28 protein-coding genes are annotated in these 22,997 nt (G+C 43.4%); 17 read left to right on the forward strand and 11 right to left on the reverse strand.

Annotated features, from left to right (window positions below; genetic code table 11):
* Positions 1–76 precede the first annotated feature (76 nt).
* Both P2A85_RS20065 and lipA read right to left on the reverse strand, forming a co-directional pair.
* Positions 77–223 (reverse strand): photosystem I protein PsaX, encoded by a 147-nt coding sequence (locus P2A85_RS20065; RefSeq protein WP_340519612.1) that lies wholly within the window; start codon positions 221–223, stop codon positions 77–79.
* Positions 224–650: 427 nt separating this feature from the next.
* Positions 651–1,613, reverse strand: a complete 963-nt coding sequence (lipA, locus tag P2A85_RS20070) for a lipoyl synthase (RefSeq protein ID WP_377475051.1) — start codon at positions 1,611–1,613, stop codon at positions 651–653.
* 278 nt (positions 1,614–1,891) lie between these two features.
* Between lipA and P2A85_RS20075 the strand changes: the two genes are divergently transcribed.
* Complete coding sequence (locus P2A85_RS20075; protein WP_340519616.1) at positions 1,892–2,443, forward strand: response regulator; 552 nt, start codon at positions 1,892–1,894, stop codon at positions 2,441–2,443.
* 267 nt (positions 2,444–2,710) lie between these two features.
* A complete protein-coding gene (locus P2A85_RS20080) occupies positions 2,711–3,802 on the forward strand; it encodes a bifunctional heptose 7-phosphate kinase/heptose 1-phosphate adenyltransferase (protein ID WP_377475054.1) in 1,092 nt (363 codons plus the stop codon).
* Between the two features lie 308 nt (positions 3,803–4,110).
* Here the strand turns inward: P2A85_RS20080 and P2A85_RS20085 are convergent, their stop codons facing one another.
* Positions 4,111–4,278, reverse strand: a complete 168-nt coding sequence (locus P2A85_RS20085; protein WP_340525620.1) for an NblA/ycf18 family protein — start codon at positions 4,276–4,278, stop codon at positions 4,111–4,113.
* A 235-nt stretch (positions 4,279–4,513) separates the two neighbouring features.
* On the opposite strand from P2A85_RS20085, the gene P2A85_RS20090 reads away from it, so the two are divergent.
* The 3 genes from P2A85_RS20090 to P2A85_RS20100 all read left to right on the forward strand — a co-directional run bounded on the left by P2A85_RS20090 (position 4,514) and on the right by P2A85_RS20100 (position 6,927).
* On the forward strand, positions 4,514–5,110 hold the full coding sequence (locus P2A85_RS20090; protein ID WP_377481603.1) for a phycobiliprotein lyase: 597 nt from the start codon (positions 4,514–4,516) through the stop codon (positions 5,108–5,110).
* 279 nt (positions 5,111–5,389) lie between these two features.
* Positions 5,390–6,151 (forward strand): phycobilisome rod-core linker polypeptide, encoded by a 762-nt coding sequence (locus P2A85_RS20095; RefSeq protein WP_371121985.1) that lies wholly within the window; start codon positions 5,390–5,392, stop codon positions 6,149–6,151.
* Positions 6,152–6,423: 272 nt separating this feature from the next.
* Entirely contained in the window at positions 6,424–6,927 is a 504-nt protein-coding gene (locus tag P2A85_RS20100; protein ID WP_377475057.1) for an O-acetyl-ADP-ribose deacetylase, read from the forward strand.
* A 283-nt stretch (positions 6,928–7,210) separates the two neighbouring features.
* Here P2A85_RS20100 and P2A85_RS20105 read toward each other — a convergent pair whose 3' ends face one another.
* The 4 genes from P2A85_RS20105 to P2A85_RS20120 all read right to left on the reverse strand — a co-directional run bounded on the left by P2A85_RS20105 (position 7,211) and on the right by P2A85_RS20120 (position 8,866).
* Entirely contained in the window at positions 7,211–7,462 is a 252-nt protein-coding gene (locus P2A85_RS20105; RefSeq protein WP_377475059.1) for a hypothetical protein, read from the reverse strand.
* Positions 7,463–7,663: 201 nt separating this feature from the next.
* Positions 7,664–7,807, reverse strand: a complete 144-nt coding sequence (locus P2A85_RS20110; protein WP_377475061.1) for a hypothetical protein — start codon at positions 7,805–7,807, stop codon at positions 7,664–7,666.
* An 18-nt stretch (positions 7,808–7,825) separates the two neighbouring features.
* Positions 7,826–8,515 carry an ImmA/IrrE family metallo-endopeptidase gene (locus P2A85_RS20115; protein WP_377475063.1) on the reverse strand — a complete coding sequence of 230 codons (690 nt, stop codon included), beginning with the start codon at positions 8,513–8,515 and terminating at the stop codon, positions 7,826–7,828.
* 15 nt (positions 8,516–8,530) lie between these two features.
* On the reverse strand, positions 8,531–8,866 hold the full coding sequence (locus tag P2A85_RS20120) for a helix-turn-helix domain-containing protein (RefSeq protein ID WP_377475065.1): 336 nt from the start codon (positions 8,864–8,866) through the stop codon (positions 8,531–8,533).
* 353 nt (positions 8,867–9,219) lie between these two features.
* Here P2A85_RS20120 and P2A85_RS20125 point away from each other — a divergent pair, with 353 nt between their 5' ends.
* The 7 genes from P2A85_RS20125 (at position 9,220) to P2A85_RS20155 (ending at position 14,310) form a co-directional block, all read left to right on the forward strand.
* Complete coding sequence (locus P2A85_RS20125; RefSeq protein ID WP_096829010.1) at positions 9,220–9,486, forward strand: hypothetical protein; 267 nt, start codon at positions 9,220–9,222, stop codon at positions 9,484–9,486.
* Between the two features lie 171 nt (positions 9,487–9,657).
* Entirely contained in the window at positions 9,658–10,359 is a 702-nt protein-coding gene (locus P2A85_RS20130; protein WP_096828309.1) for a hypothetical protein, read from the forward strand.
* Between the two features lie 60 nt (positions 10,360–10,419).
* Positions 10,420–10,788, forward strand: a complete 369-nt coding sequence (locus tag P2A85_RS20135; protein ID WP_377475068.1) for a hypothetical protein — start codon at positions 10,420–10,422, stop codon at positions 10,786–10,788.
* 49 nt (positions 10,789–10,837) lie between these two features.
* Positions 10,838–11,815, forward strand: a complete 978-nt coding sequence (locus P2A85_RS20140; RefSeq protein WP_377475070.1) for a hypothetical protein — start codon at positions 10,838–10,840, stop codon at positions 11,813–11,815.
* Positions 11,816–11,934: 119 nt separating this feature from the next.
* The gene (locus P2A85_RS20145) at positions 11,935–13,032 is read left to right on the forward strand and encodes a hypothetical protein (RefSeq protein ID WP_377475072.1); all 1,098 of its coding nucleotides are present in this window, start codon (positions 11,935–11,937) and stop codon (positions 13,030–13,032) included.
* Between the two features lie 124 nt (positions 13,033–13,156).
* A complete protein-coding gene (locus P2A85_RS20150) occupies positions 13,157–13,882 on the forward strand; it encodes a DUF433 domain-containing protein (protein ID WP_377475074.1) in 726 nt (241 codons plus the stop codon).
* Positions 13,879–14,310 (forward strand): hypothetical protein, encoded by a 432-nt coding sequence (locus P2A85_RS20155; protein WP_377475076.1) that lies wholly within the window; start codon positions 13,879–13,881, stop codon positions 14,308–14,310. The genes P2A85_RS20150 and P2A85_RS20155 overlap by 4 nt, the downstream gene beginning before the upstream one ends.
* 114 nt (positions 14,311–14,424) lie before the next feature.
* Here the strand turns inward: P2A85_RS20155 and P2A85_RS20160 are convergent, their stop codons facing one another.
* Positions 14,425–14,781 carry a CU044_2847 family protein gene (locus P2A85_RS20160; protein ID WP_096828303.1) on the reverse strand — a complete coding sequence of 119 codons (357 nt, stop codon included), beginning with the start codon at positions 14,779–14,781 and terminating at the stop codon, positions 14,425–14,427.
* Between the two features lie 147 nt (positions 14,782–14,928).
* On the opposite strand from P2A85_RS20160, the gene P2A85_RS20165 reads away from it, so the two are divergent.
* From P2A85_RS20165 to P2A85_RS20180, 4 genes are all read left to right on the forward strand, one after another.
* Complete coding sequence (locus P2A85_RS20165) at positions 14,929–18,417, forward strand: caspase family protein (RefSeq protein WP_377475079.1); 3,489 nt, start codon at positions 14,929–14,931, stop codon at positions 18,415–18,417.
* Positions 18,418–18,482: 65 nt separating this feature from the next.
* Positions 18,483–19,097 carry a hypothetical protein gene (locus P2A85_RS20170; RefSeq protein ID WP_377475081.1) on the forward strand — a complete coding sequence of 205 codons (615 nt, stop codon included), beginning with the start codon at positions 18,483–18,485 and terminating at the stop codon, positions 19,095–19,097.
* Between the two features lie 87 nt (positions 19,098–19,184).
* Entirely contained in the window at positions 19,185–19,967 is a 783-nt protein-coding gene (locus P2A85_RS20175) for a Uma2 family endonuclease (RefSeq protein ID WP_377475083.1), read from the forward strand.
* A 227-nt stretch (positions 19,968–20,194) separates the two neighbouring features.
* Positions 20,195–20,476: a YiaA/YiaB family inner membrane protein gene (locus P2A85_RS20180; RefSeq protein ID WP_377475085.1), complete on the forward strand. Its 282-nt coding sequence runs from the start codon at positions 20,195–20,197 to the stop codon at positions 20,474–20,476.
* Positions 20,477–20,785: 309 nt separating this feature from the next.
* On the opposite strand, the gene P2A85_RS20185 is transcribed toward P2A85_RS20180, so the two are convergent.
* The 3 genes from P2A85_RS20185 to P2A85_RS20195 form a co-directional block, all read right to left on the reverse strand.
* Complete coding sequence (locus P2A85_RS20185; RefSeq protein WP_377475087.1) at positions 20,786–21,238, reverse strand: ferredoxin; 453 nt, start codon at positions 21,236–21,238, stop codon at positions 20,786–20,788.
* Between the two features lie 103 nt (positions 21,239–21,341).
* Positions 21,342–21,728, reverse strand: coding sequence for a DUF1257 domain-containing protein (locus P2A85_RS20190; protein ID WP_377475089.1), 387 nt, complete (start codon positions 21,726–21,728; stop codon positions 21,342–21,344).
* A gap of 41 nt (positions 21,729–21,769) precedes the next feature.
* Positions 21,770–21,979, reverse strand: coding sequence for a DUF2997 domain-containing protein (locus tag P2A85_RS20195; protein WP_341736332.1), 210 nt, complete (start codon positions 21,977–21,979; stop codon positions 21,770–21,772).
* Between the two features lie 420 nt (positions 21,980–22,399).
* Between P2A85_RS20195 and P2A85_RS20200 the strand changes: the two genes are divergently transcribed.
* Entirely contained in the window at positions 22,400–22,969 is a 570-nt protein-coding gene (locus tag P2A85_RS20200) for a Uma2 family endonuclease (protein ID WP_377475092.1), read from the forward strand.
* Positions 22,970–22,997: the final 28 nt, after the last annotated feature.

A 22,997-nucleotide genomic window follows, 5' to 3' on the forward strand; every position in this document is an offset into this window, starting at 1 on the left:
TGCTCTCTACCTGCCAAAAACATGGTTAAGTACAGGCGGAGAACAGCACAGGGTCACTAAAATCCAGGTTGCAGAACTATTCAATGATATGGAAATAATAGGCTGCAACTAGAAAATTGATACCTAGTAGTACCAAAAACCAAGCCATGCGAAAGGTGTAAGGTGGCTTACCCGTTTTCATTACGGAGTCGGATTTTAGTTGATTCTTTGCTATCTCTGCCATAGGTCAAAGTCCTAATTAATATGTGACTGTATTTACCACAAATAGCTTGTAAAAGTATAGTCATGGTGTGCATGACTAAGGAGGCGTGAATCTCTCCCTTTTCTTTTTTACTTCGAGCGGATTGACCCGCCTGAGCTGAACTATGCAGCTCATTATCCCATCGCACAAGGCATCTGGGATTGCTTGGGTCTTAATATTGTAAGACCTACTGATTGAAACAATCGCCGACAATTAGGTTCGGTGATGCTTGACACTTAATCAAAATCTGCTACCGAGGTAGTCTGAGGTTTTTTTGTGTCTGTTTAGAGTCGTGGAAGTTTTTGATCCCGACTTTATAAAGTCTTACAGTACCAGAGAGGGTTCACGTTTGTACCATCCTCTAGAGTTACTTTTTGTAACTTTGAATCTATAGCGATTGAGATTAATTTCAATCGTTTTCTCCGGCGTGGTAGGAACTGCGGACGAGAGGGCCCGATCGCACTTGTTGAAAACCCATCTCTGTGGCTATTTCCCCGAAACGGTCAAATTCAGTGGGTGTCCAGTATTTTTGTACAGGGAGGTGTTCTAGAGAGGGTCTCATGTATTGACCGAGGGTGAGTCGATCGCACTTGGCATCCCGCAAATCGACCATCGCTGTTACTATTTCAGTTTCGGTTTCCCCGTGTCCCAACATCAAACCGGATTTGGTGGGAATGCTGGGGTCAAATGCTTTGACAATGCGCAGAACATCGAGGGAGCGATCGTACTTTGCCCCCCTACGCACAGGCCCTTGTAACCGCCTTACTGTCTCAATATTGTGGTTGTAACAAGCTGGTTTAGCCTCTAGGACTGTCCTAATTCGCGATCGCTGCAATTCCTCTAGGGTTCTGTTTTCGGCTTCCGGGAGGGTGGGCGCGGTGGCACCACCCCAAAAATCCGGTGTTAGTACCTCAATTTGAGTGTGGGGGTTGAGCTGGCGGATGTGGGCGATCGTCATCGCAAACCAACCAGCACCTCCATCGGGTAAATCGTCACGGGCTACCGAAGTTAGAACCGCATAGCGCAAACCCAGCAGATTGACTGCTTCGGCTACCTTTTGTGGCTCTTCGGGGTCTAGGGGCATGGGAGAATGACCTTTATCTACTTGACAAAATGCACAAGCACGGGTGCAAGTCGGGCCCATTAATAAAAAGGTGGCGGTTTTTTGGGCATAGCATTCTGCGCGGTTGGGACATCTACCTTCCTCGCAAATGGTGTGAATTTGCCGCTGCTTAATAATTTTTTGGACTTCGGAGAGTTCGCTGGCTTTGCCAAGTGGGCGGCGCAACCACTTAGGCATCGCCTGGATTTCATCCCGCATTGGGGAGGTAATTGATTTGGCTGCGGGGGTTTGAGGGGTTTGGGAGGCCATGAAATTAAGTGCTTTTCGGGTTAATGCTTTTCGATCGTATCTGAAATCGAAGTCTCTGAACTTGCAGGAATGGTGTCCCCAATCACCATTGACCTCTGCGAACGCAAAAATTCAAGTTAGAAAGGATTTTGGAGAGAATTCTGTTAGAGATATACTTAAGGTTGCGAATCAACACTTACCTATCTGGAGAGCTTAGGGCTTACCAGATTATGCTATACACAGTAGATCGAAGGTTAATCCTAGATTTACCGGGTTAAATGTATCTGAAGGAGTCAGTCGTGGCTGGTCAAAAAATCTTAGTCATCGATGACAGTAAAGTCATCCGCGTCCGAGTCCGAGAAATGTTACCCCAAGGTAACTTTGAAGTTCTAGAAGCCAAAGACGGAGAAGAGGGACTAAAGCTGATCCGTCAAGCCCGTCCCAATCTAATTATGTTAGATTTCCTGCTGCCCAAAGTCAGCGGTTGGGAAGTGTATCAAAAAGTTCAAGCCCATCCCGAACTTTCCAAGATCCCCTTGGTGATCATGTCGGGCCGGGAAGAAGAGGTGATGGAGAAAATTCCTAAACCTTTTGAGAAGCATTTTTTTGCATTTATCGCCAAACCCTTTGAGAAGAAGCAACTCACTGAGGCGATTAAATCAGCGATGGTATTGGCTAAAAAGAAACCAGTACCAGAAGCCGCCGCCGCCGCTGCTGCACCTACCTCTGGATCGGGCACCGCCGAACTTCAGGCGATGACTGAGAAAATGGCAAAAATGCAGGCTGAAATTGACGCACTCAAGAAACAAATGACTCAGGTGATTACGATCATCAAGCAGAAGTTGAAGTAACGCTTCCTTCGGAAGGTTACAGACAACTTTCACAGCTTGAAGGTTGCTCTAATTTCTAAAGGTGTTTCCTTCTATCCGCAATCTTGTGGTAAGTGATTGAAGCGATCGCGATCGCTCTGCAATAAGTTTTCACCCTGGTGAGAAGATGAATTAAAAGTTAAAAATCCCAAGATGGAGGCAAATATTATTAGTCTTTAGGGGCTCGTTTTTATTTGCCACTTGTCCCATACCCAATTGTCAATTCCTCAGTCTCATTTTGTATTGTTCATGACTAATGACTATTCCGATTTTTGGCTTCAACTGCGCGACTCAACAGAGAAATTATTGCAAAGATTAGACTGCTTCGATCGAGCACAGGTATTGGCGATCGGAGATTTGACCTTGGACGAGTTTGTTACCGGACAAGTAGAGCGAATTTCCCGCGAAGCACCTGTGTTGATTTTGCGCTACGAAAATACTCGACAAGTACCGGGAGGAGGCGCAAATGCTGTCTATAATTTAGCGAAACTGGGAGGCAAAGTAAAAGTTGCTGGCTTGGTGGGAAAAGATGACCAAGGAAAGGCTTTGTGCGGTATTTTTGAGGCTGCGGGAATTGATACGGCGGGGATTTTTATCGATGCGCAGCGTCCTACTGTGACTAAAACTCGTATTTCGGGACACGCGCGACAGTCGGTGACTCAACAAATTGTCAGAGTCGATCGCAAATCGGATGAGTTGCCGGATTTGGATTTGCAGTTACAATTAGCAGATTATATCCGGCAACAAATACCGACTGTAGATGCGGTGGTTTGTTCGGACTATGGTGATGGAGTTTTGACTAATTTGGCGATCGAATCAGCGGTAGTTCCTGATAAAACAATTGTCGATGCTCAAACAAATTTGCAGCGATATTCGGGAGCGATGTTGTTTACGCCGAACTTGCCAGAAGCCGAACAAGCTGTCGGATATGCTATTAATAATCATTCAACTTTAATGCAAGCCGGACGGGATTTGTTGAATTTAACTAAATCTCAAAAAATCCTGATTACTCGCGGCGAAGAAGGGATGAGTTTGTTTGAAATAGTGAAGGGAGAAACCATCCAAAATTCACCACCTCCAACATTTATTTGCGATCGGGGGGAGTTGGATATTCAACGTTGGGATATTCCCCCGTTTAATAAGACGGATGTGTTTGATGTCACTGGTGCTGGGGATACAGTCGTAGCTGCGATGACTTTAGCTTTGTGTGTCGGTGCTTCTGGTTGGGAAGCAGCGGTTTTGGGGAATTTGGCGGCTAGCATTGTGGTGCGCCAATTCGGTACCGCGACCACTACAACAGAGGAGATGAAACAAGCTTTGGAAGCCCTAGACTATCAGTAGTCTACCATACAACAACAGTCGCCTCAACAGCCTTGGCGGTTGGTATACTAGGACGAAGTAAGCCCGTAACGAGATTTGAACTATGACGGCAGAATGGGCAGTAGCAGAACTACAATTTGCTTGTTTAGGCGATCGCCAAAATAGCCGTGGCGGGACTGGAAGCGCTCAAAGTCCCCCTTATTAAGGGGGATGCGAGGGGGATCTGGACTCAGGTAAAAACTAGATTTATCAAGGCTTTCAGGCGATTGTTGACACGCCTTGGTGGGAATCGGGCGGCAAATTCCCGACTTCTGTTTGAGCCAACTCGATCAGCCTTTCTTCATCCAAAACTTTAATAGGTTTTCTTTGACCATATTTTGCCGCATCACCTCTAGTAGATATTCCTGAGCTTCATTTTGACTTAAGGTTTTGACTTGTTCTCGCAACACTTGCAGTTTGAACTGCTGTTCCATGCTCAGACTTATAGGCATATCCATAAATCGCTCCTCCACTTTGCTACATGAGATAAATCGAAATCAGATATATCGAAATCACGTTTCGCTGGATTTCTTTTGTTCCTACATTGTAAACTATCATAACATTCACTTGACAATCTGTCCAAGGTGCACATTTTGCTACTAATTTGTGCGACAAAAGTACATCTAAGTGGGGGGAGCTTTATCATAAAAAAACGTACAAACCGGGAAGACTAAGCCAAAGGAGCTATTTATGATGGATGCAATGGAGTTTTTTCACAGCAGTGCAGGGAAGTGGCGATCGCAGCGCAGCACTCACCACCTCCCTTTCCGCCAAACGGAAATTGGGGATTCCAATATTGAGGTGACGGCCCTTGGTGCCGATGACACGCGAGTAGCCGAGATTTGTCAGATGCACGAAATTGACCCCAGTCGGGCTGCCGGAGGCGCTTTTGTGACTTGGCACGGCTCCATGGCCTGGGATAAGGATGATGAGAATCATAAAGGCTCTACGGTGTTCGCGATCGTCCCCGATCCTGAAAATCCGCGCCAAGGTTTGATGTTGCGGGAACGTGGCTATGCGGAAATTGTGCCGGTGGCTGGTCGTTTTGAGATGGATGATGAGGATGGGCTGCTGCTGATTACCGAATACGAGACTATGAGTTCGATCGAGCGTTTCTGGTTCGCAGGTCCCAATGTGCGGATGCGGACAAGTACGGTAAAGCGCTTTGGCGGTTTCAGCACTTCCACTTTTTGTACAGAAGTTCGCGTGGAACCCGATGCGGATGCAGCTAAGACAGCAGCAGAGGCTCAGCCAGTCACCACCGAGTTTTACTCAGCCTTGGGCTGGTAATTTAGTCATTAGTCATTGGTCATTGGTCATTAGTCATTGGTTATTACTTTGCCGTCGTTTCGAGACTCAGCCGACTGCTGACTGCTCACTAATGACTACTGACTGCTGACTAATGACTTCCCCAAAGTCAACAAATATTACAGATTGTTGCAAAAATTCAGGAAAATCAGATTTAGACTGCGGGAATCCCCTAATCTGTATGTTGGCTAGTTGTAGCATTACGCTGGCCGATCGCAGTGTCAGCTATTTCTGAAAATTTGAGATAACGGAGATTATAACGTGGCGCTTCCTTTGTTGAACTACGCTCCTAAGAGCCAAAACCAGCGCGTAGCTGGCTATGAAGTCGGAGGCGACGAGCAGCCCAGAATTTTCACAACTGAAAATGTGCTCTCGTCCGGGGACATGGAAAATTTGATTTGGGCTGGATATCGCCAGATTTACAGCGAACACCAAATCCTTAAGAGCAACCGCCAAAAGTCTTTGGAGTCGCAACTCAAGTTCGGCCAAATTACAGTGCGGGATTTTATTCGCGGTTTGGCTACTTCGTCCCCTTTCTTGGAACGGAATTATCAAACTAACAGCAACTACCGCTTTGTCGAAATGTGCGTTCAGCGGATTTTGGGCCGGGATGTTTACAGCGAGCGCGAAAAGATTGCTTGGTCGATCGTGGTAGCTAATAAAGGGCCTCAAGGCTTTATTGACGACTTGCTCAATAGCGATGAGTACCTGAATAAGTTCGGCTACGATACAGTGCCTTATCAGCAGCGCCGCATCTTGCCTCAGCGAGTTGCAGGGGAGACACCCTTTAACTTGAAGACTCCTCGCTACGGTGAGTACCACCGCTCGCAGCTTGGCTTCCCACAAATCATTTGGCAGAGCTCTGTACGCCGTTTTGTGCCTCAAGAGAAGCAGCTCAGAGCTGGAGATCCGGCAAATTACCTGGGTATGGCTCGCAATATGCCAATGCCTGCTACCGCGCCACAGCGCGTTCCTCTGGCTAATATCAATATCGAGACGATGGTTCCTCGCCGGGGTCGGTAATTGATAGCGTTTGGATACATTTAGTTGTGTCACGCGATCGACTGAATCTATCAGTTGTTAGTCTGAGAGAATTTTGAGTTTTGAGTTTTGAGGTTTGAGTTTTTTACTAAACTTGGAATCCGAAACTCAGAACTCATTATTTTTGGCAAAAACAAGGAAGTTCGGCAACGGATTATGTAACGGATGTAACGGAATAATTGTTAACAGTTAACTGTTAACAGTAACATGAGGTACGCTATATGAGCATTAATAGGTAATAGGTAATTAGTTTTATGAAAATTATTTTGGGCGACATCACAAAATTGGAAGTTGATGCAGTCGTGAATGCTGCAAATACCAGTTTACTTGGAGGTAGTGGAGTAGATGGAGCAATACACAGAGCAGCAGGCTCAGAACTTGTTCACGAGTGCCGATTGCTTGGAGGATGCAAGATTGGGGATGCTAAGCTAACTAAAGGATATCGCTTGCCTGCACGCTTTATCATCCACACGGTAGGACCTGTATGGCGGGGAGGCGATCGTGGAGAACCTGAACTCCTGGCCGAGTGTTACCGCAAGTGTATGCAAATCGCCACAGATAAAGAGTTCGAGAGTTTGGCATTTCCTTGCATTAGCACTGGCATTTACAGATACCCCAAGGCTCTAGCAGGTGAGATTGCGGTGAAGATATGCTCCGAACAAATACAAAATAGTGGTGGCCCTCAAAGAGTAATTTTTTGCTGCTTCGATCGAGAAAATTATGAAATTTATGAAAAGATTCTATCTAACTACAGTTAATCCTCTCTTAAATGGCTAACTGATAGTCTGTCAAACAAATTCAACAAAGGTTTAATTTCAAAATATTGAAAAATTTTTCAAAAGCTTTGCTGAAATTAAAGTTCGCACCAATTTTAAAATATTCATCAAATACCATTTGTTCAGAAACAACATCTATAATTTCCTGTTGAGAGTCACCAGAATCCCATAGTGTTATTCTAGCGATATAATTATCATAATCTAAGTCCAAGCGTAGACTTTGTTCAACGACATCAGATGGAGATTTTACGGAATGAGAATTACTTCAAGCATCTCTTAAAGCTTTACTAGCTATATTTATTGCTTCTAAAAAGTCACTAACTTGGAATTTCAATTCTGACACAAATTCTGAAGTAACATATTCAGAGTATATATCTATTTCCATTTTATCAACACCTTTATCTTTATTAATTTGTGCAACCTGTTGTCCCTTATATTGTATTTCAACAGTCATTTCATTATATTTTATGTCACTCAGATAAAGAATTTCAAAACCAGAATCTAGACTTATAGCCATTTTGAACCTCTTAATCTACAAATGTACTAAAACTACCATCTGCTTTAAACCTTATTCCACGTCCATCAGGAACTCTAGCTTCAATTCCACCTCTTCCAAGTCTAACAGGACTTACGCAGGCACACTACATATAGTGTGCCTGCGTAAGTCCTGATAAAGGTCAACCAGCGCATCAGTTTCCCTGATAAAAATCTCCAAAACCTACTGACTGAGATTGTCGTAAGCGTATTTGGTTGCGTGTAAATTCTCATTGGTAACGCTGGTGATGCGACCGAACTGGTCGTAACCCATCAAGATTTTATCGCCATTTGTGCCCTCTGCGCCCTCTGCGGTTAAATCCTTCAAAAACAACCGTAAAAAACATCAACCAAACAATCGCTGCTGTCCATTCGCCACATCCTTCCCCGCATAAATCTCGCGAGTTCCCTTCGGAATATAAATCCAACCCAACTCTTGCAAACGATTAGTCAAATTGGAAATACTCACTCCCAATTCATCTCTCATTTTGTATAAATGCGACCATTTAGTTAAATCCCGTCCCTTTCTTTTATCCTCCAAAACACATCGCGGCATCAACAAACAGCTTGCAAAATATTGCGCTTGCCATTCGATCGATGCAACCTTAGTATCAGCACTCGCACCCCGACAAACAAACGGTTCCTCCACATCCTGCGACGTGTTTCCCCCATTTTCCAGATTTAACTCCAACTGTTTGACAACACCGTCAGCTTCATCCTGATTGATGTGCAGCACCCAGTGTCCGATTTCATGGGCGATCGTCGATTCGATGAAGCCTGGGGGTTTTTCCAAAATCAATTCGTTGATTTCAATTAACCGCTGCTGTGGCAAAATCCTCGCCGCGATCGCACCTTCTTCATCCGGCTCAATCAACTCCCAAACCACTCCCAAATCCAGAAAATCAGCAACAGTTGTCGCATCAATTGGCCATTTCGGAGCAAAATTTTGTGTCTTTTGCATCCGCATCAAAATGTCATTTGCCAAACCCTCGATCGATTCTTTGGGATAGAAGCAATACGGCTTAAAAATACTCACTTTGAAAGCCCTCTCTTAGGATTGGAATGATTTTTTGAGCCAATCTGGATTTTCTTGCATCCGGCGGAAAAGAGCCTGCATTTCCTTCGGATTCTGCTTCAGCAGCGCTTCGTACTGCTGAGGCAGTCTCCCGGCTAAGAAAATTAGTTCCTCTTCATTGATGTCTAGATTCCGCGCTAGCGATCGGATGACCTCCTCTTTGGGCGCATAATCCGCGCGATCGTTCTCCAACTTCGACAAATAAGTAAAATCCACATTTAGCATAGCTGCTAGCTCACGTTGTGAGTATCCCTTGTCCTTACGAGCTTGACGGATGAGTTTTCCGAATGTCTGTTCAAATGTTTGTTCCACGGTTTTTCGCCTCCTGTCAAGCATTCTAGCCTGTTTTGATTAAAAATTCAACAAAACACTTGACGGGAAAATCAACATACGTTAGACTAGGTTTAGTTGACGGGTTAATCAACACTTTAGCTACACAGGTAGAGTTAAAATGGCTAAACCGCCGACAACACACGCTATATACAGCCTGTGGATTGTCAAAAAAGTCGGAAGCGCGATCGGGCAAAACGATTTTACAGGGCTAAGACCAAAAAACCCGGTTTCTGCCAAAAATCCTCGATTCTCCGACAAATATTCACGCAGAAACCGGGTTTTTGACCCCTCGCCAGGACTGTATTGAGCAAACAAGGAGGAACAGATAAACAATGCTGAGAACCTGGACAGACACCCATTACAAGCTAGAAGACGACGACTGGCTATACATCGCCGCCAACGAAGAACAAAGCTCAGCCTCACTGGTTTGTCCCGGTTACGCGCGGGATGGCGAAGGCTTCAGCATCCACTTCACCCCAGAGCACTTAGAAATGTTAGAGCATTTAGTCACCGCACTGCGGATTATTAAAGCTCAACAAGAAGCGATGCTTGAATACACATATCCAGAACCACAAAAAGCAAAACATCTCATTAGGTAATTGGGAATTGGGCATTGGGAATTGGGCATTGGGAATTGGGCATTGGGAATTGGGCATTGGGAATTGGGTATTGGGAATTGGGCATTGGGAATTGGCAAATAAAATTTATTGCTATATCCATTTACCCACTAACAAGCAACAACTAGCCAACAATAATTAAAGGGAAAGACAATGACTAAAATACAAGAAAGACCAGCATTTTCAGTATTTGGCGCTAAACCAAGCAACGCTTTGCTAGTACCAGAAATCCCCATCGCAGTTCGTAACAACTGTCAAAGTGGCCAATGGACAATCGGCGACACCGATTATGGTAGCAAATGCTCGATGACAATTCTCAAATTCTCCAAATTCTTCGGCAGTTTAGGTCAAACTTCCCACACACTTTGGGGACAACTCTGGTTTATAGCCGAAACCGGAGAACTACCCCAAGGAGTAGTCATGGTGACATACATCAAAAACCGCAGTTTGAACGACTTTAACCGCTTAGTTGCTTCTGTCCAATCTCGCGGAATCGAGCCAGCTACAGGTATTTTCATTCCCGAATTTACCAAACATTCCGGCCAGAAACCAGACGACAGTGGAGTCGTCAAACCCATAAATTACTACAGCTTAAAATGGTCTTGGATAGAACGCAAAGACTGGGCAATTATCGACCAAGCCGCCGCAGTTTTGTCCGATATGAGCAATCAATCTCGCATGATTGACTTGGAAGGAACGCGGCAAATGATCTGTTTGGATAATCTTCCTCCCCAGGAAGTTGCCTGTTTGATGGCCGCTCATGCTAGCGGCGAAAGTGATGCTATCACTTTGAATTCTAACGGCGCGATGTCCCTGCCATCAGCCGAAGACAAATCAACTGCTGACTTGTTCTAATCCTGTTATAAAGGCGCGATTTAATCGCGCCTTTACCATAACTTTTACTCCTTGGATAAAATGCAGAAAGTAACCAAGAGAAAAAAACCATCCAACCTGCTGGAAAACCCTTTAAGAGAGAACTTAGATCTGCTCGATCAAATCCGAGCAGATGCAGTTAACGATATCGAAAGTCTCACAGAAAATTTCCAACACATGACTTTAGTTGCCGAATCAGTTCAGCAAAATTACCAAGCCTTGTTAGCGCAAAATCAATTGCTAAAAAGCACACTTTTGAGTATAATTGATGAGTGTGAATGCAGGCAAGTAAATCAGTGCGATCGGTGTCAGAGAATTCTCCAAATTCTAGCAGGTAACAATCCCGAACAAAAACTCGATCCAGTCCTGAAATACAAAACAATCCTTACCCAAATCCGCAAGTTAGGATAACTACAACCGTTCCCCAAAAAACTTACAGCAATCAGGAGCAACAAATATTATGACATTAGGAACCGCCAAAGAAAGCAAAGCCAAGATTTTGCAAAAATTCCAGCAAATTTTAGCTGAAAACAAAAAGATCGAATCCAAAGTAGAAACCAAAGAACAAGAGGCTGAAAAAGCTAAAAACAAACAACTCCTCGAAGTTGCTTCAACCTATACAGTTGATAGTATAGTCAAAGGTTTAGCCGACTTACAATTAGATTTTGGTAGCGCGATCAACGGACTTTCGGAAAGACTGAGTGCTGAAGCATCAAAATTAGATGAATTAAAGCGTGGTATTGAAATAGAAACTGCACAATTGCAACAATTGCAGCGAATTCGAGTTGTAGCAGACGCGCTCTACATCTTAACTCAAGAACATCAGGAAAAAATCACAGCCTTAGAGCAAAGTGCAGCCAGTCAGCGCGAAGTCATCGAAAAAGACACGATCCAAAAACGCAAAATCTGGGAAAAAGAACAGCAAGAATTTGATATTATAGTTCAAGAAAGAACTGCGCTAATAATCAAAGAACGCGAACAGGAGACAGCAGATTATCGCTACGAATTAGAACGCACCCGCACAGTTGCAACTGACGAATATGAAGAAACTAAACGCAAATTAGAACGGGAATTACAACAATCTACTCGCGAAAAAGAAAAAAATTGGGTAGAACGTGAAAAAGTCTTGAGTGACAATCAAGCTGAGTTTGAAAAGAATCAAACTAAAGCTGCCGGATTTGAAGAAGAATTGAAACAGGCTAATGCTAAAGCGAAGGAAGAAGCTATTCAAGAGGTTTCCCGCGAAGCTAAAGTCAAAGCTGATTTAGTGGATAAAGAATGGGAAGGAACTAAGCAGGGATATGAATTGAAAGTGCAATCTTTGCAGCAGAATATTGGGCGACAAGCCGAACAAATTGCGGAAATTTCGGCGCAACTGCAAGCTACTATGAAGCAAGCGCAAGATTTGGCAATGAAAGCTTTTGCTACTAAAGCTTAAAGATTAGCATAAATTCGGCGGTTTAAACCGCGACTACACAAGCAAAGTCCGCCTCCGCGGACTAAGTAGTTGAAGTTAAACTCAGCACAAATTGCCTACTTATTAGGAGATGAAAAGTTGTGAACAAAAAAGTGAGTGATAAGAGTACCAAGGCTGAAATTTTGGAAGCATACAAAGAAGCAACAGAAGCTAAGGCTGCTTTGGAATTGCAACTGAAGCAGGTTAATAAAAGCCAATCAGTCAATGTTTCGCAAAAGCAAACTGTAGTTCCGGAAAAAGCGATTATCGAGGTAAATAAACCAATGGTTGTAACTCAAACTCAACAAAAAATGCAGGCTACGATCGACAATTTAATTTTACTGCAATTTGGCTTCGGTGGTGCGGTCAGCGAATTGTCTGAAAAACTGACCTCCGAAGCGTCTAAACTGGAGGAATTGCGGCGGAATGTGGGTGAGGAAGTTCAACAACTGCAAGAGTTACACAGTTTAGAAGATGTTGCAGAAGATACGCTGGATAATTTAATTCAAGAATACGAAGAAAGTGCGAAAACATTTACTGAAGAAATCACCCAACAGCGCGAAACTATTGAACAGGAACTCCTGGAATTACGCAAAGCTTGGGAAAAAGAGCAACAACTGCAAGAATTAGCAGTTCAAGAACGGAATGATAGCGAGCAAAAAATTCGCGATCGGGATGAAGAGTTGTATGATTATGATTTGGAGCTTCAGCGCAATCTGGATATCGAAGAATATGAACAGCGCCAGCAAAGGCTGTACAAAGAAATCGAAGAATTTAAGCAGGAACAGGAGAAACAGTGGGCGGAACGGGAGAAATCTATTGCGGAACGGGAAAAACTTTATGCTGAGGTGAAAGCAAAGGTGGAAGCTTTTCCGAAAGAACTGGAAGCTAATATCAAGAATGGTAAAGATAATGGTCGGAACATCGGCAATTATCAAGCTAAAGTTAAGGCGGATTTGTTTGCTAAAGATTTGGAAGGACAAAGGCAAAATTATGAGTTGCAAATCCAAGGTATGTTGCAGACTATTCAAAATCAAGAGTCTCGCATTGCTAGTTTGTCGAAACAGCTTGATTCTGCTTTGAAACAGGTGCAAGATTTGGCGGTGAAGGCGATTGAGGGTGCGTCGAATTTGAATTCGTTCCAAGCTGTGAAGGAAATTGCGATCGAACAAGCTAAGACTCAGCAGAAAAATAAGTAATCCGTAGTGCTTTAGATACCCGATTTCTTGAAGAAGTCGGGTATCGGGGTATGGAAGGGAGAGATTTTTGCGATCGCCCGCGAACTGTGCAAATATATAAGTATTTAGGATTAGGACAACTGCTATGCTTGATACTAACAACTTCGATCCGCGCGACATTCCTATATATTCTATCCCTCAAGCAGCGCAATATCTCAGGCTGCGGAAGGATAGGTTGCGAGATTGGGTTGGTGGCTGGTTCTCGAAAACAAAAGCGGACAAGCGCTTCTTTGAACCACTGATTAAGTTAGCTCACTCCAACAATTTTGAACTGCTTCCTCAGTCCAAAACTACACTACTTTCTTTCACAAATTTGGTAGAGGCTCATGTCTTGATTGCCATTTTTAAGGCTACTGGCTTCTCCCGAAAACAACTTAGCACTGAACTCGACTACATCAACGATCATCTTTCGACTCCTCAATTATACGGTGGAATTGAGTTTCAAATCGAGGGAATAGCTCTTTTGTTTGAGAGATTCGGACAGAAGCTTGCAGCATCCGACAGGGAACAGGAAGCAAGACAGATTCTAGCAACTTATTTCGATCGCATTGTACGAGATGAAGCTGGATTACCCCTCAAACTCTACCCTTTCACGAAGCTACCAGGTGCCGACGAACCTAAAACAGTGATGATTGACCCCAGAATCTCCTTTGGCCGCCCAGTTTTAGCTGGAACTGGCATTCCCACAGCTATGCTGGCGGAACGTTACAAAGCTGGGGATTCCATCGATGAACTTGCCGAAGACTACAATTGCGATCGGCTCCAAATTGAGGAAGGTATTCGCTGCGAACTTCCGCTAGTAGCAGCATGAATGAGATATTTTTCATAGACAGATGTTTGGGAAAGAAACTGGCAGAATCACTACGAAATGTGGGGGCTACAGTAGAAATTCACGACGACCATTTTAGTCAAGATATCAATGATGAGGATTGGCTGAGGATAGTTGGAGAGCGCAATTGGGTGGTATTAACAAAAGACAAGAAAATCGCTAGTCGTCCTTTGGAGTTATTAGCCGTGGCTCAAGGCGATGTACGGCTTTTTGCATTTGTGGGCGGCGATGTTTCTGGAGTTGTAGTCGCACAAGCTTTTGTAAATGGCTTAGAAAATATGCAACGATTTATGCGGGGGAATCAAGCACCTTTCATCGCTAAGGTACACCAGTCTGGTAAAGTAACGTCCTGCAAAAACCAAAAGGAACTTTTGAAAAAGCTCCCTAAAAAAGCATCACTCGGCGATTGAAACTTTTTGACATTGAAATAGACAAACGAAGTCCGCCGAGGCGGACTAAGAGAAAGTGCGTATTCTGTTTTGTTAGGTGGGTTTACTTAGCTGGAATTAAGGCTTAAGAACAGATTAAGAGTTTTCGTTTGCAGGAGATTTAGGAAACTTGCACTTTACCTCAATTTCTAAGTTGCTTTCTGCTGAACCTTCCGTAATGTAGGGAATGCCAGTTTTGCCACCCATTTTGATAGAAAATTTTAGTGTTACTTCTTCAACCTCAGCCGCACCAAAATCTTTAAAAGCCGTCACAGCATACATAGCATAATTGCGAATGAGCAGGCGAGCTTGCTGCATCCGGTTAAGCGCATCGCTTCCCAGGCCCCTCTCTTCATCAAAAGGACTATCGTCGTCTGAGGTTGTAGCTTCGTCAATTGTGACTTCGTATACTTCACCCTTTTCTTGAAAAGCGAAACGCTCTAATTCGGACATAATGTTACCTTTTGTTAAGTTTATGTAGATTTTGCTTAAAGATTGAGCTTGCTTCCGGCAAGTTTAGTTATTATAGCGTTTAAAGGAAAACAACGGTTCAGGGTGTTTGTCAATTAAGCCAGTATTTTTAAGTTTAGGTGAAACTCAATGGCTCGTTATGCCCTGGTTATTGGTATTACTGAGTATCAAAGCTCACAAATGTCCCGTCTCCCGAAAGCGGCTAGTGATGCGGAGATTTTGGCGCAAGTATTAGAGCAGTATGGCGGTTTTGAGGTGAAGCGATTGCCGGCACGATGGAATGCCGAAAAAAAATGTTTTGAAATCAGCGGAAATAAGACAGTTACAGCGGCTGAAGTCGGTCAAGAATTGAGAACTTTACTGTTAGATAGAGCTACTAAAAATGAAGCTTTGATTTATTTTGCTGGTCACGGCTTTACCTTCTGCGATACTTTAGGACAGCAAAAGGGAGTTTTAGCGACTTCTGACTGTCAGGTGGAAATGGCTGGGAAGGAAGTTATTGACTATAAATATGGTATTTCTTTAGCAAGTCTCAACGATTTAATTCAGCAATCCGATTTGAGCAGTTTAGTAATGTTGTTGGATTGTTGTCATAGTGGCTATTTTTTAGAAAGTCAGCTTGTGCAGCGAACTCTGACGGCTTTCAGTACACAAAGAGATTATTATTTAATGGCGGCTTGCCGAACATTTGAGACTGCCAAATCTTTAAAAGGTGAACCAAATAGTTATTTTACAGGTGCTGTGCTGAAGGGACTGGCATCAGCAAATGCGGGTCGCAATCGTCGTGTTAGTGGCGATCGTTTGTTCGATTACATCAGTGGGGAACTAAAGAGTTTTGTCCAAGAACCGATTCGGATGGGCTGGGGGCGCTGCATTACTCTAGTAACTTATCCGCAGTCAGAAATGCCGGCTACTGAAATTAGTTTCGATCGCCAAAATCCCTATCTAGGACTTTCTGCTTTTGAATCTGAACAAGAAAAGTATTTTTGTGGGCGGGAGGAAGCTGTTCGGATACTGATTACTCACTTAACTAATAGTCGTTTTATTCCGGTTATTGGCTATTCTGGTTCGGGGAAATCTTCTTTAATTAAAGCGGGATTGTTGCCGCAGTTAAGTCGGGATAGAATTCCTGGTAGTAGTCATTGGCCTGTTGAATCTTTTACTCCTGGGAAGTATCCCCTAGGAAAGTTGGTGGATGTTTTAGCTCGGTATCGAGAGCGGAATGAGCCTTTTGTAATTTTTATAGATCAGTTTGAGGAGGTATTTACGCTTTGTGATGATGAATCTGAGCGAGGGAGTTTTATCCGTTTGATTGCAGAGGAGATGAATGATTCCGCGCGAAAGAGCCGGATGATTATTGCAATTCGTGGGGATTTTTTAATTCGTTGTACTAATTATCCAGATGTTTTAAATTTGATCAATCATATTCCGCCTAGCACTTATATTGTGAAGTCGCTAGGGATTAAGGAGTTGCCAGAGGCGATCGAGAAACCGGCCCAGTTGCATGGTGTTAAATTTGAGCAGGGGTTGGTATTGCAAATTGCTCAGGATGTGGCGGGTCAGCCTGGTGCGTTACCTTTGTTACAATATGCTTTGAAGGAGTTGTGGCGAGTTTGTATTGAAAAACCGGAAGTTCCAGAGCCGTTACTGACGAGAAAGGGCTATGAAGAAATTGGCGGTGTTCAAGGGGCTTTGGAAAATCGAGCTAATGCGATCTATGAAAGTATTAGTGAGGGCGATCGGCTTTTTGTTCGCAAACTATTTATGGAGTTGGTGCAGTTGGGTGAGGGTACGGAGGTAACGCGCCGGCGGGTTGATTGGGATCGACTAGGGGCGATCGCGGATTCTACTGAGCAGTTGGAGCGGGTAATTGGGCTGTTGGCTGGGGCGCAGCAGCGTTTGATTATTGTGGATGAAAACACGGTGGAAGTGGCTCATGAAGCTCTGTTGTGTCGGTGGAAATTGGTGAGTGGTTGGATTGAAGAGGATCTGGAAAATATTCGGATTTGTCGGCGGTTAGAGATGGCTTGTCGGGAGTGGGAGGAAACTTATGGTAAGTCGGATGAGGCGTTGTTGACGGGGGCGCGATTGGCGGAGGTTGAGGAGTGGGAGAAGAGGGTGCTGCCGAATTTGACTGGGGATGAGAGGGAATTTTTGTGGAAAAGTGTTGGTAGGCGCGATCGGCAAATTCAAGATGAAATCAAGATACTAGAAAGGGAAATAAAACTGACGGATGAAAAATATCGGGCTCAAAAGCAAAGGACTAGGTTGGCGATCGCATCTGGGGTACTTCTAACCTTTACTCTTGGCTTGGGATTACTGACCAATGTACTTGATGGACAGAAGAAACAACGAGAGGCGATGACTCTTGGAACCTTGGTTTCAACCTCTGAACTGTTATTGAAAGCTAATAATCAACTTGAAGCTTTAAAAACGAGTATAGAAGCACTGAAAAAACTGAGAGAGATAGGTAATTCTGATATAATTACATTATCTAAGCTTCAAACCGTAATCTACAGCGTGCAGGAACGCAATCGCTTGGAAGGTCATAAAGACGCGGTTACGAGCATAAGTTTTAGCCCTAGTGCTGGTATTCTTGCTTCTGCAAGTACAGATCAGAATATCAAATTATGGAATTTAGAAGGTCAGAACCTCAGAAGTTTTGCCGGGGCTTCAGGAGCTAACAACATAATTCACGAAATTAAATTCAATTCTAAAAATGAAAACATAATTGCCTCTGCCAGTAATGACAGAGCTATAATCTGGACTATAAATGGACAAAAATTACATACTTTTTCCGAATTAAAAGGAACTGTATTTAGTGTTAGTTTTAGTTCTGACGGTAGCTTGATTGCTGTGTCAGATGCTGGCGGTGAGATAAAAATATGGGATACTAAAACTTACCAAAAAGTACAAGAAAAAATAGATAATCAGTTCCAAAGCAAAATATATAAAGTTACCTATATTTATAGAACTGATTTTAATCCTAAAGACAAAAGCTTTATTGCTTACGCAGGGTTTTTAGATGGTGGTAAGGTAAAGATTTGGAATTTTAAAACTAATACAACACAAATTTTAGGCGAACACCGAGGGATGGTAAATTCAGTAAAATTTAGCCCTAGTGGTAATCTTCTAGCTTCTGCTGGAGCTGATGGTAATATAAAAATTTGGTCGCTGAAACAAGGCGTAAAATTTATAGGAGAAATCAAGAGCAGCCAAGGTGAGTTATATGGTTTGGCATTTAGTAAAGATGAGAAGTTAATTCTCTCAGGAGGAAGTGACACAACCATAAAACTATGGTCTTTTGATGAGGTAATAAAGATGGGAAACAATAAAAAACCTTTAGAGATAGCTAATGAGACTGTGAAAGGGCACAAGGGTCAAGTCAATGCTGTACAATTTATCGATCGGACAAAGGATGATAAAATTACTATTGCATCCGCCAGTGATGATAGAAGCGTCAGAATTTGGCAAATAGACAGTTTTCCCACAAAAAAGAAACTTAAAGAAAAAATAAAATTAGATGATTTGTTAGAAGATGGCTGTAAGATATTAAAGTCTTACTTAAAAAGTAGTCAAAAATTGAGTCCAGAAGAAAAGACAATTTGCGATCGTTGAGAACTAATCGTCAAATTTATTCTAGTAAAATTTAGGTTGACATACACAAAAAGAGTTCAAAACGTATGAATAAGTTAGAGGCTTCTTTGGAAGTTTTAATGCTGGGTATCTCTAGTGAGTTAATGAGTTCTAGGCAACCTCAAGAACAAGTCAGGCATACCCTAGAACTGCTGCAAAAGATTTACGTAAGAATTGACACAATAGAACAATCTCAATTAAATCAGGGGGTAGATTTGAGAAAATTCCGCTCTCAGTTGATAAACCTTTTAAAAATAACTGTTTTGAGGGAATCTTTTGCCACTATTGAAATTTCGCAAAAAATAGACAAACTACTAGAATATCTAGAAGCAATATATCAACAAATCTCCCTTGATTTTTTGGTGGCAAGTACAGATAACTTGAACAATCCTCCCTTGAACATAGATTCCCCAACGGATGGGACTTTTGATATTAGTTTTCGTCCTCTTAATTTAGGTACTAATCCTCCGTGGACTTTTAGGGGTAGCAACGAGAGAAGGGACTTCACCGAATCTATTCATGGCACTGGCCCTCGTCCGGCTAGCAACGAGAGAAGGGAGTTCACCGAATCTATTCATGGCACTGAGCCTCCTTTTATGGCTAGCATTGAGGGAATGGGCTTCATCGACTCTACTCATGGCACTGATCCTCAGTTATTGTAAAAACAGAGGTCTGAAAAAACGATCGCCCTTCAACCCCTCGACCCCGCAAAAGCTATATTAAAATCAGCACCACAACCATCAAACAGCATGGTACAACAACTCACCCCCGAAACCAAACCAGAAATCATCTACCCAGACAGTGACGGAGAACCAATGGCTGACAATACCAAACAATTCCGATGGATTGTCACTATTAAAGAAAATCTGGAAATCTTGTTTGCTAATAGCCTAGATGTCTTCGTCGCCGGAGATTTACTTTGGTATCCCGTTCAAGGAAATGACAAAATTCGCCAAGCACCGGATGCAATGGTTGTCTTTGGTAGGCCAAAAGGTGACAGAGGTTCTTACCAGCAGTGGAAAGAAGATAATATCCCTCCTCAAGTCGCTTTTGAAATCTTATCCCCTGGAAATCGGGCTGGAAAGATGGGAGAAAAACTCCTGTTTTATCAACGCTATGGGGTTCAAGAATATTATATTTATGACCCAGACAATATCGAATTGAGTGGCTTTGTTCGCCATGAAGATTGGTTTGAACCGATCGCACAAATGAATGGCTGGGTTAGTCCGCTGTTGCAAATCCGCTTTGAATTGACAGAAGATACCCTAGAAATTTATCGGCCTGATGGCCGGAAGTTTCTCACTCCTGTGGAAATGGATCAACTCAGGGAACAGGAACGGCAGGAGAAAGAACTTGCTCAATCTCTTGCCCAACAGGAACGGGAAGAGAAGGAAATCGCTCAATCTCTTGCCCAACAGGAACGGCAACGTGCGGATGAAGCGATCGCACAACTGGAACAAGAGCGACAAAGTTATCAAGCTTTGCTACAACAAATACAGCAGCAAAGCATAGACTCGGACGCTAGTAATTAACACAATTAATCTAACTCCATCCATCTCTTTAGTCCAGTTTACCAACTGTCTACTCTCATCCTGACTACTGGAGGCTGAAACCCTATTTGTGTCGATCGCCTTTTTAGTTAAAACCCCGATCGCTCTGTGCACTTATCCAAACTGTCCCTATCTCTCCCGATCGCTTCTTTTATACTCTCTATTCTTGAAGTTAATCCACCCAAAGATATATTTAAACCGGAGAGATTATGGCACAACAAATTTTACGTCAAAAAGATACTAATGCTTGGATTTTACAGTGTTGGATTTCCTTTATTATAGCCACTTCTACCACGGCGATCGGTATCATTTACTTGCCAGTTGATGTGTGGGTAAAAAGTTTTATGGGTATGGGTTTGACTTTCTCGGTTGGTTCTTCTTTTACTTTAGCAAAAACGATTCGGGATAACAATGAGGCTACTAGATTGACTGCGAGAATTGATGAGGCTAGAGTTGAGAAAATTCTGGCGGATCACCATCCTTTGAAATAAGAAATCGGTTGAAATTGGCGGTTGAAATCGGCGGTTGAAACCGCTTCTACACAAACGAAGTCCGCCTCCGCGGACTAAGAGTAATACCAATTTAATGTGAAGTTGCACATATTCCGATCCCCCTCGCATCCCCCTTAAGAAGGGGGACTTTGATTGGACTCTTGTCCCCCCCTTCTTAAGGGGGGTTAGGGGGGATCGAATTCTATGCAGCTTCATAAAAAATTGGTATAAGATCAATAAAAATAGCCCGCGCAGGCGGGCTATTTTTTGTAGCTTAATTGTTTCAAGTTGTGGGTTTTGATTGTGATATTAATGGCTGTGTTTGGAGTTGCGATCGCGGCGCCTACCAGGCGTCCGAATCGTCGCATACTCTGCGGGAAAGCCAACTACAGGAATCACCTGATCCTTGCGTTCCTCTTCCAGATTCTTGAGTTCGGTGTAATCTACCCAGTGAATGCAATTCACCGGACAAGTATCGATCGCCTCAGCAATCAACTCTTCAGAATCACCATCTTGTCGCACCACGCGCGATCGCCCGTAATCTGGTTCAATATAAAATGTATTGCGAGCAACATGAGCACAATGCTTACAGCCAATACAGGTAATCTCGTCAACGTAGACACCTTTTTGGCGAAATACACCGCCCAACTCAGGCTCTAAACCAGTGCGATCGGGCGCATCCCGCAAAAATCCGCCCAACTCAGGCTCTAAACCAGTGCGATCGTCCGCAGTCTCTATTTCAAGTCCAGAAATCTCCGACATTTCGACCTCTTAAAATAACAATAAGTCCGCGTAGGCGGACTTTGATTGTGTAGCCACAGGTTTTAACCTGTGGATTTCTTTGATTGCCTAACCTTAATTTCAACTAAGCGCACCAGCGTTGCATCACCAAACGAATCGAACCATCTTGATTTTGCTTTTGTTCAGAAACTTGGAAACCCTGTTTAGCGCTCTCATTCACCACTGTATGGTAAGCATAGCGCTGAGTTACCTTATTCAGAAAACGGTCTACAGACCAAGCCTGTTGCCAAAATTGCAAGTCAGCTACCAATTCATACTCAGTCCCATTCCAGCTAAAACCTAAGTCATAGCCATTTTCCTGCTCGATAACCACCTCAGCGGTGCTAGTTAGTCCGCGATAACCCCGCACCTCTGTTGGGCCGGACTTCCAGTCGATACCCAAGTCGGTTAAAGCAGCTTCCAAAGAATTCAAATTGCGGATCTGGGTTTTAATTTGGCTAAAGTGTGACATGATGATTCCAAAAAAGTTTAAGTGAACTTAACAAAAAAAGATTACCAATCGCTAAAAGCAACTTGGGTTGTGGCTTCGGCTGACTGATGCAGTGTTTGGGTGAAATATTCCGATGTAGACTCTTGATGAAGCACAACTCCAAGCTGAGCTTCGATCGCAGCCGTTACCTCAGCGCAGGATGCGCCCATAATGCCGGTGACTGTTTCCTGTACCCGGCCATCTGGATAAATCACAAACTCTAGTGTTTCCATAGTGTGTTATCGAAAAATGGCTGACTCAATAGGAACGGTGGGATTAGACATCGGTAGCACTAAGCTAGGGATGATGCCTGCGGGCGTCGCTTCTGGAGATTGGCGTTTCTCGCAAACCCCTAAATCAATTTTGACGAATTGATAGGTTACGAGTCACAACTTAACAAAAGTTATTAATATCTAGAAGCTTTACGTCAGTTATGTGTAAAGTTTCGCGTACTTTGTGACATCAGTCAATGGGATTTTCGATTTTAGATTATTGTAGAGGCGATCGCCTGGGATCGATAAAAAGATTCACAGTTTGTCAATATTGTCAATAAATTTTAGATTTTACACGCCCTGGGATGGTCTTGAGAGGGCTAGATATCTTGTTAAAATGATGAGTACACCTGAACAATTTTTAGCAGAGGCGTGGTTGCTATGACCGTTGCATCCCAAAAAATGAGCCTTGAAGAGTATCTGAACTTTGATGATGGTACAGAGACTCAGTACGAACTGGACAATGGAGAACTGATTGTTATGCCCCCAGAAAGCGATCTAAATCGCCGAATTGGCTCATTTCTATTGACTCTATTTTTTCAACTCGGTATTCCAACTTATCGATTGAGAATTGGGACTGAAATTGTTGTCCTTGGTGCGCGGGCGACGACTCGTTTTCCCGATTTGATGGTGCTATCGGAGGAATTGGCTACGGCTTTGGAGGGGAGTAGCCGATCGACTATTATGATGGATATGCCACCGCCATTGCTGGTAGTAGAAGTGGTGAGTCCTCATCAAGAAAATCGAGATTATCGCTACAAACGTTCTGAGTATGCGGCGCGAGGGATTGCGGAGTATTGGATTGTTGACCCAATCCAGCAGCGGGTGACGGTGTTGGAGTGGGTTGAGGGTTTGTATGAAGAGGTTGTGTATACGGGTGAGAATGCGATCGCCTCCCCTGTGTTGGGCGTGTTGGAACTAACGGCTTCACGACTATTGCAAGGGCGTTGAAAAAGTGGGCGATCTTCAATTTTAGATG

Origin of the sequence: Microcoleus anatoxicus, from assembly GCF_042465725.1 — a bacterium.
GTDB classification, from domain to species: Bacteria; Cyanobacteriota; Cyanobacteriia; order Cyanobacteriales; family Microcoleaceae; genus Microcoleus; species Microcoleus anatoxicus.

What these genes read in the sequence shown, in the direction of transcription:
- P2A85_RS20065 (WP_340519612.1), bottom strand. Translation starts at nt 223, where the DNA reads ATGGCAGAGATAGCAAAGAATCAACTAAAATCCGACTCCGTAATGAAA.
- lipA (WP_377475051.1), bottom strand. Translation starts at nt 1,613, where the DNA reads ATGGCCTCCCAAACCCCTCAAACCCCCGCAGCCAAATCAATTACCTCC.
- P2A85_RS20080 (WP_377475054.1), top strand. Translation starts at nt 2,711, where the DNA reads ATGACTAATGACTATTCCGATTTTTGGCTTCAACTGCGCGACTCAACA.
- P2A85_RS20085 (WP_340525620.1), bottom strand. Translation starts at nt 4,278, where the DNA reads ATGGATATGCCTATAAGTCTGAGCATGGAACAGCAGTTCAAACTGCAA.
- P2A85_RS20090 (WP_377481603.1), top strand. Translation starts at nt 4,514, where the DNA reads ATGGATGCAATGGAGTTTTTTCACAGCAGTGCAGGGAAGTGGCGATCG.
- P2A85_RS20100 (WP_377475057.1), top strand. Translation starts at nt 6,424, where the DNA reads ATGAAAATTATTTTGGGCGACATCACAAAATTGGAAGTTGATGCAGTC.
- P2A85_RS20105 (WP_377475059.1), bottom strand. Translation starts at nt 7,462, where the DNA reads ATGGCTATAAGTCTAGATTCTGGTTTTGAAATTCTTTATCTGAGTGAC.
- P2A85_RS20125 (WP_096829010.1), top strand. Translation starts at nt 9,220, where the DNA reads ATGCTGAGAACCTGGACAGACACCCATTACAAGCTAGAAGACGACGAC.
- P2A85_RS20130 (WP_096828309.1), top strand. Translation starts at nt 9,658, where the DNA reads ATGACTAAAATACAAGAAAGACCAGCATTTTCAGTATTTGGCGCTAAA.
- P2A85_RS20135 (WP_377475068.1), top strand. Translation starts at nt 10,420, where the DNA reads ATGCAGAAAGTAACCAAGAGAAAAAAACCATCCAACCTGCTGGAAAAC.
- P2A85_RS20140 (WP_377475070.1), top strand. Translation starts at nt 10,838, where the DNA reads ATGACATTAGGAACCGCCAAAGAAAGCAAAGCCAAGATTTTGCAAAAA.
- P2A85_RS20150 (WP_377475074.1), top strand. Translation starts at nt 13,157, where the DNA reads ATGCTTGATACTAACAACTTCGATCCGCGCGACATTCCTATATATTCT.
- P2A85_RS20155 (WP_377475076.1), top strand. Translation starts at nt 13,879, where the DNA reads ATGAATGAGATATTTTTCATAGACAGATGTTTGGGAAAGAAACTGGCA.
- P2A85_RS20160 (WP_096828303.1), bottom strand. Translation starts at nt 14,781, where the DNA reads ATGTCCGAATTAGAGCGTTTCGCTTTTCAAGAAAAGGGTGAAGTATAC.
- P2A85_RS20165 (WP_377475079.1), top strand. Translation starts at nt 14,929, where the DNA reads ATGGCTCGTTATGCCCTGGTTATTGGTATTACTGAGTATCAAAGCTCA.
- P2A85_RS20170 (WP_377475081.1), top strand. Translation starts at nt 18,483, where the DNA reads ATGAATAAGTTAGAGGCTTCTTTGGAAGTTTTAATGCTGGGTATCTCT.
- P2A85_RS20175 (WP_377475083.1), top strand. Translation starts at nt 19,185, where the DNA reads ATGGTACAACAACTCACCCCCGAAACCAAACCAGAAATCATCTACCCA.
- P2A85_RS20180 (WP_377475085.1), top strand. Translation starts at nt 20,195, where the DNA reads ATGGCACAACAAATTTTACGTCAAAAAGATACTAATGCTTGGATTTTA.
- P2A85_RS20185 (WP_377475087.1), bottom strand. Translation starts at nt 21,238, where the DNA reads ATGTCGGAGATTTCTGGACTTGAAATAGAGACTGCGGACGATCGCACT.
- P2A85_RS20190 (WP_377475089.1), bottom strand. Translation starts at nt 21,728, where the DNA reads ATGTCACACTTTAGCCAAATTAAAACCCAGATCCGCAATTTGAATTCT.
- P2A85_RS20195 (WP_341736332.1), bottom strand. Translation starts at nt 21,979, where the DNA reads ATGGAAACACTAGAGTTTGTGATTTATCCAGATGGCCGGGTACAGGAA.
- P2A85_RS20200 (WP_377475092.1), top strand. Translation starts at nt 22,400, where the DNA reads ATGACCGTTGCATCCCAAAAAATGAGCCTTGAAGAGTATCTGAACTTT.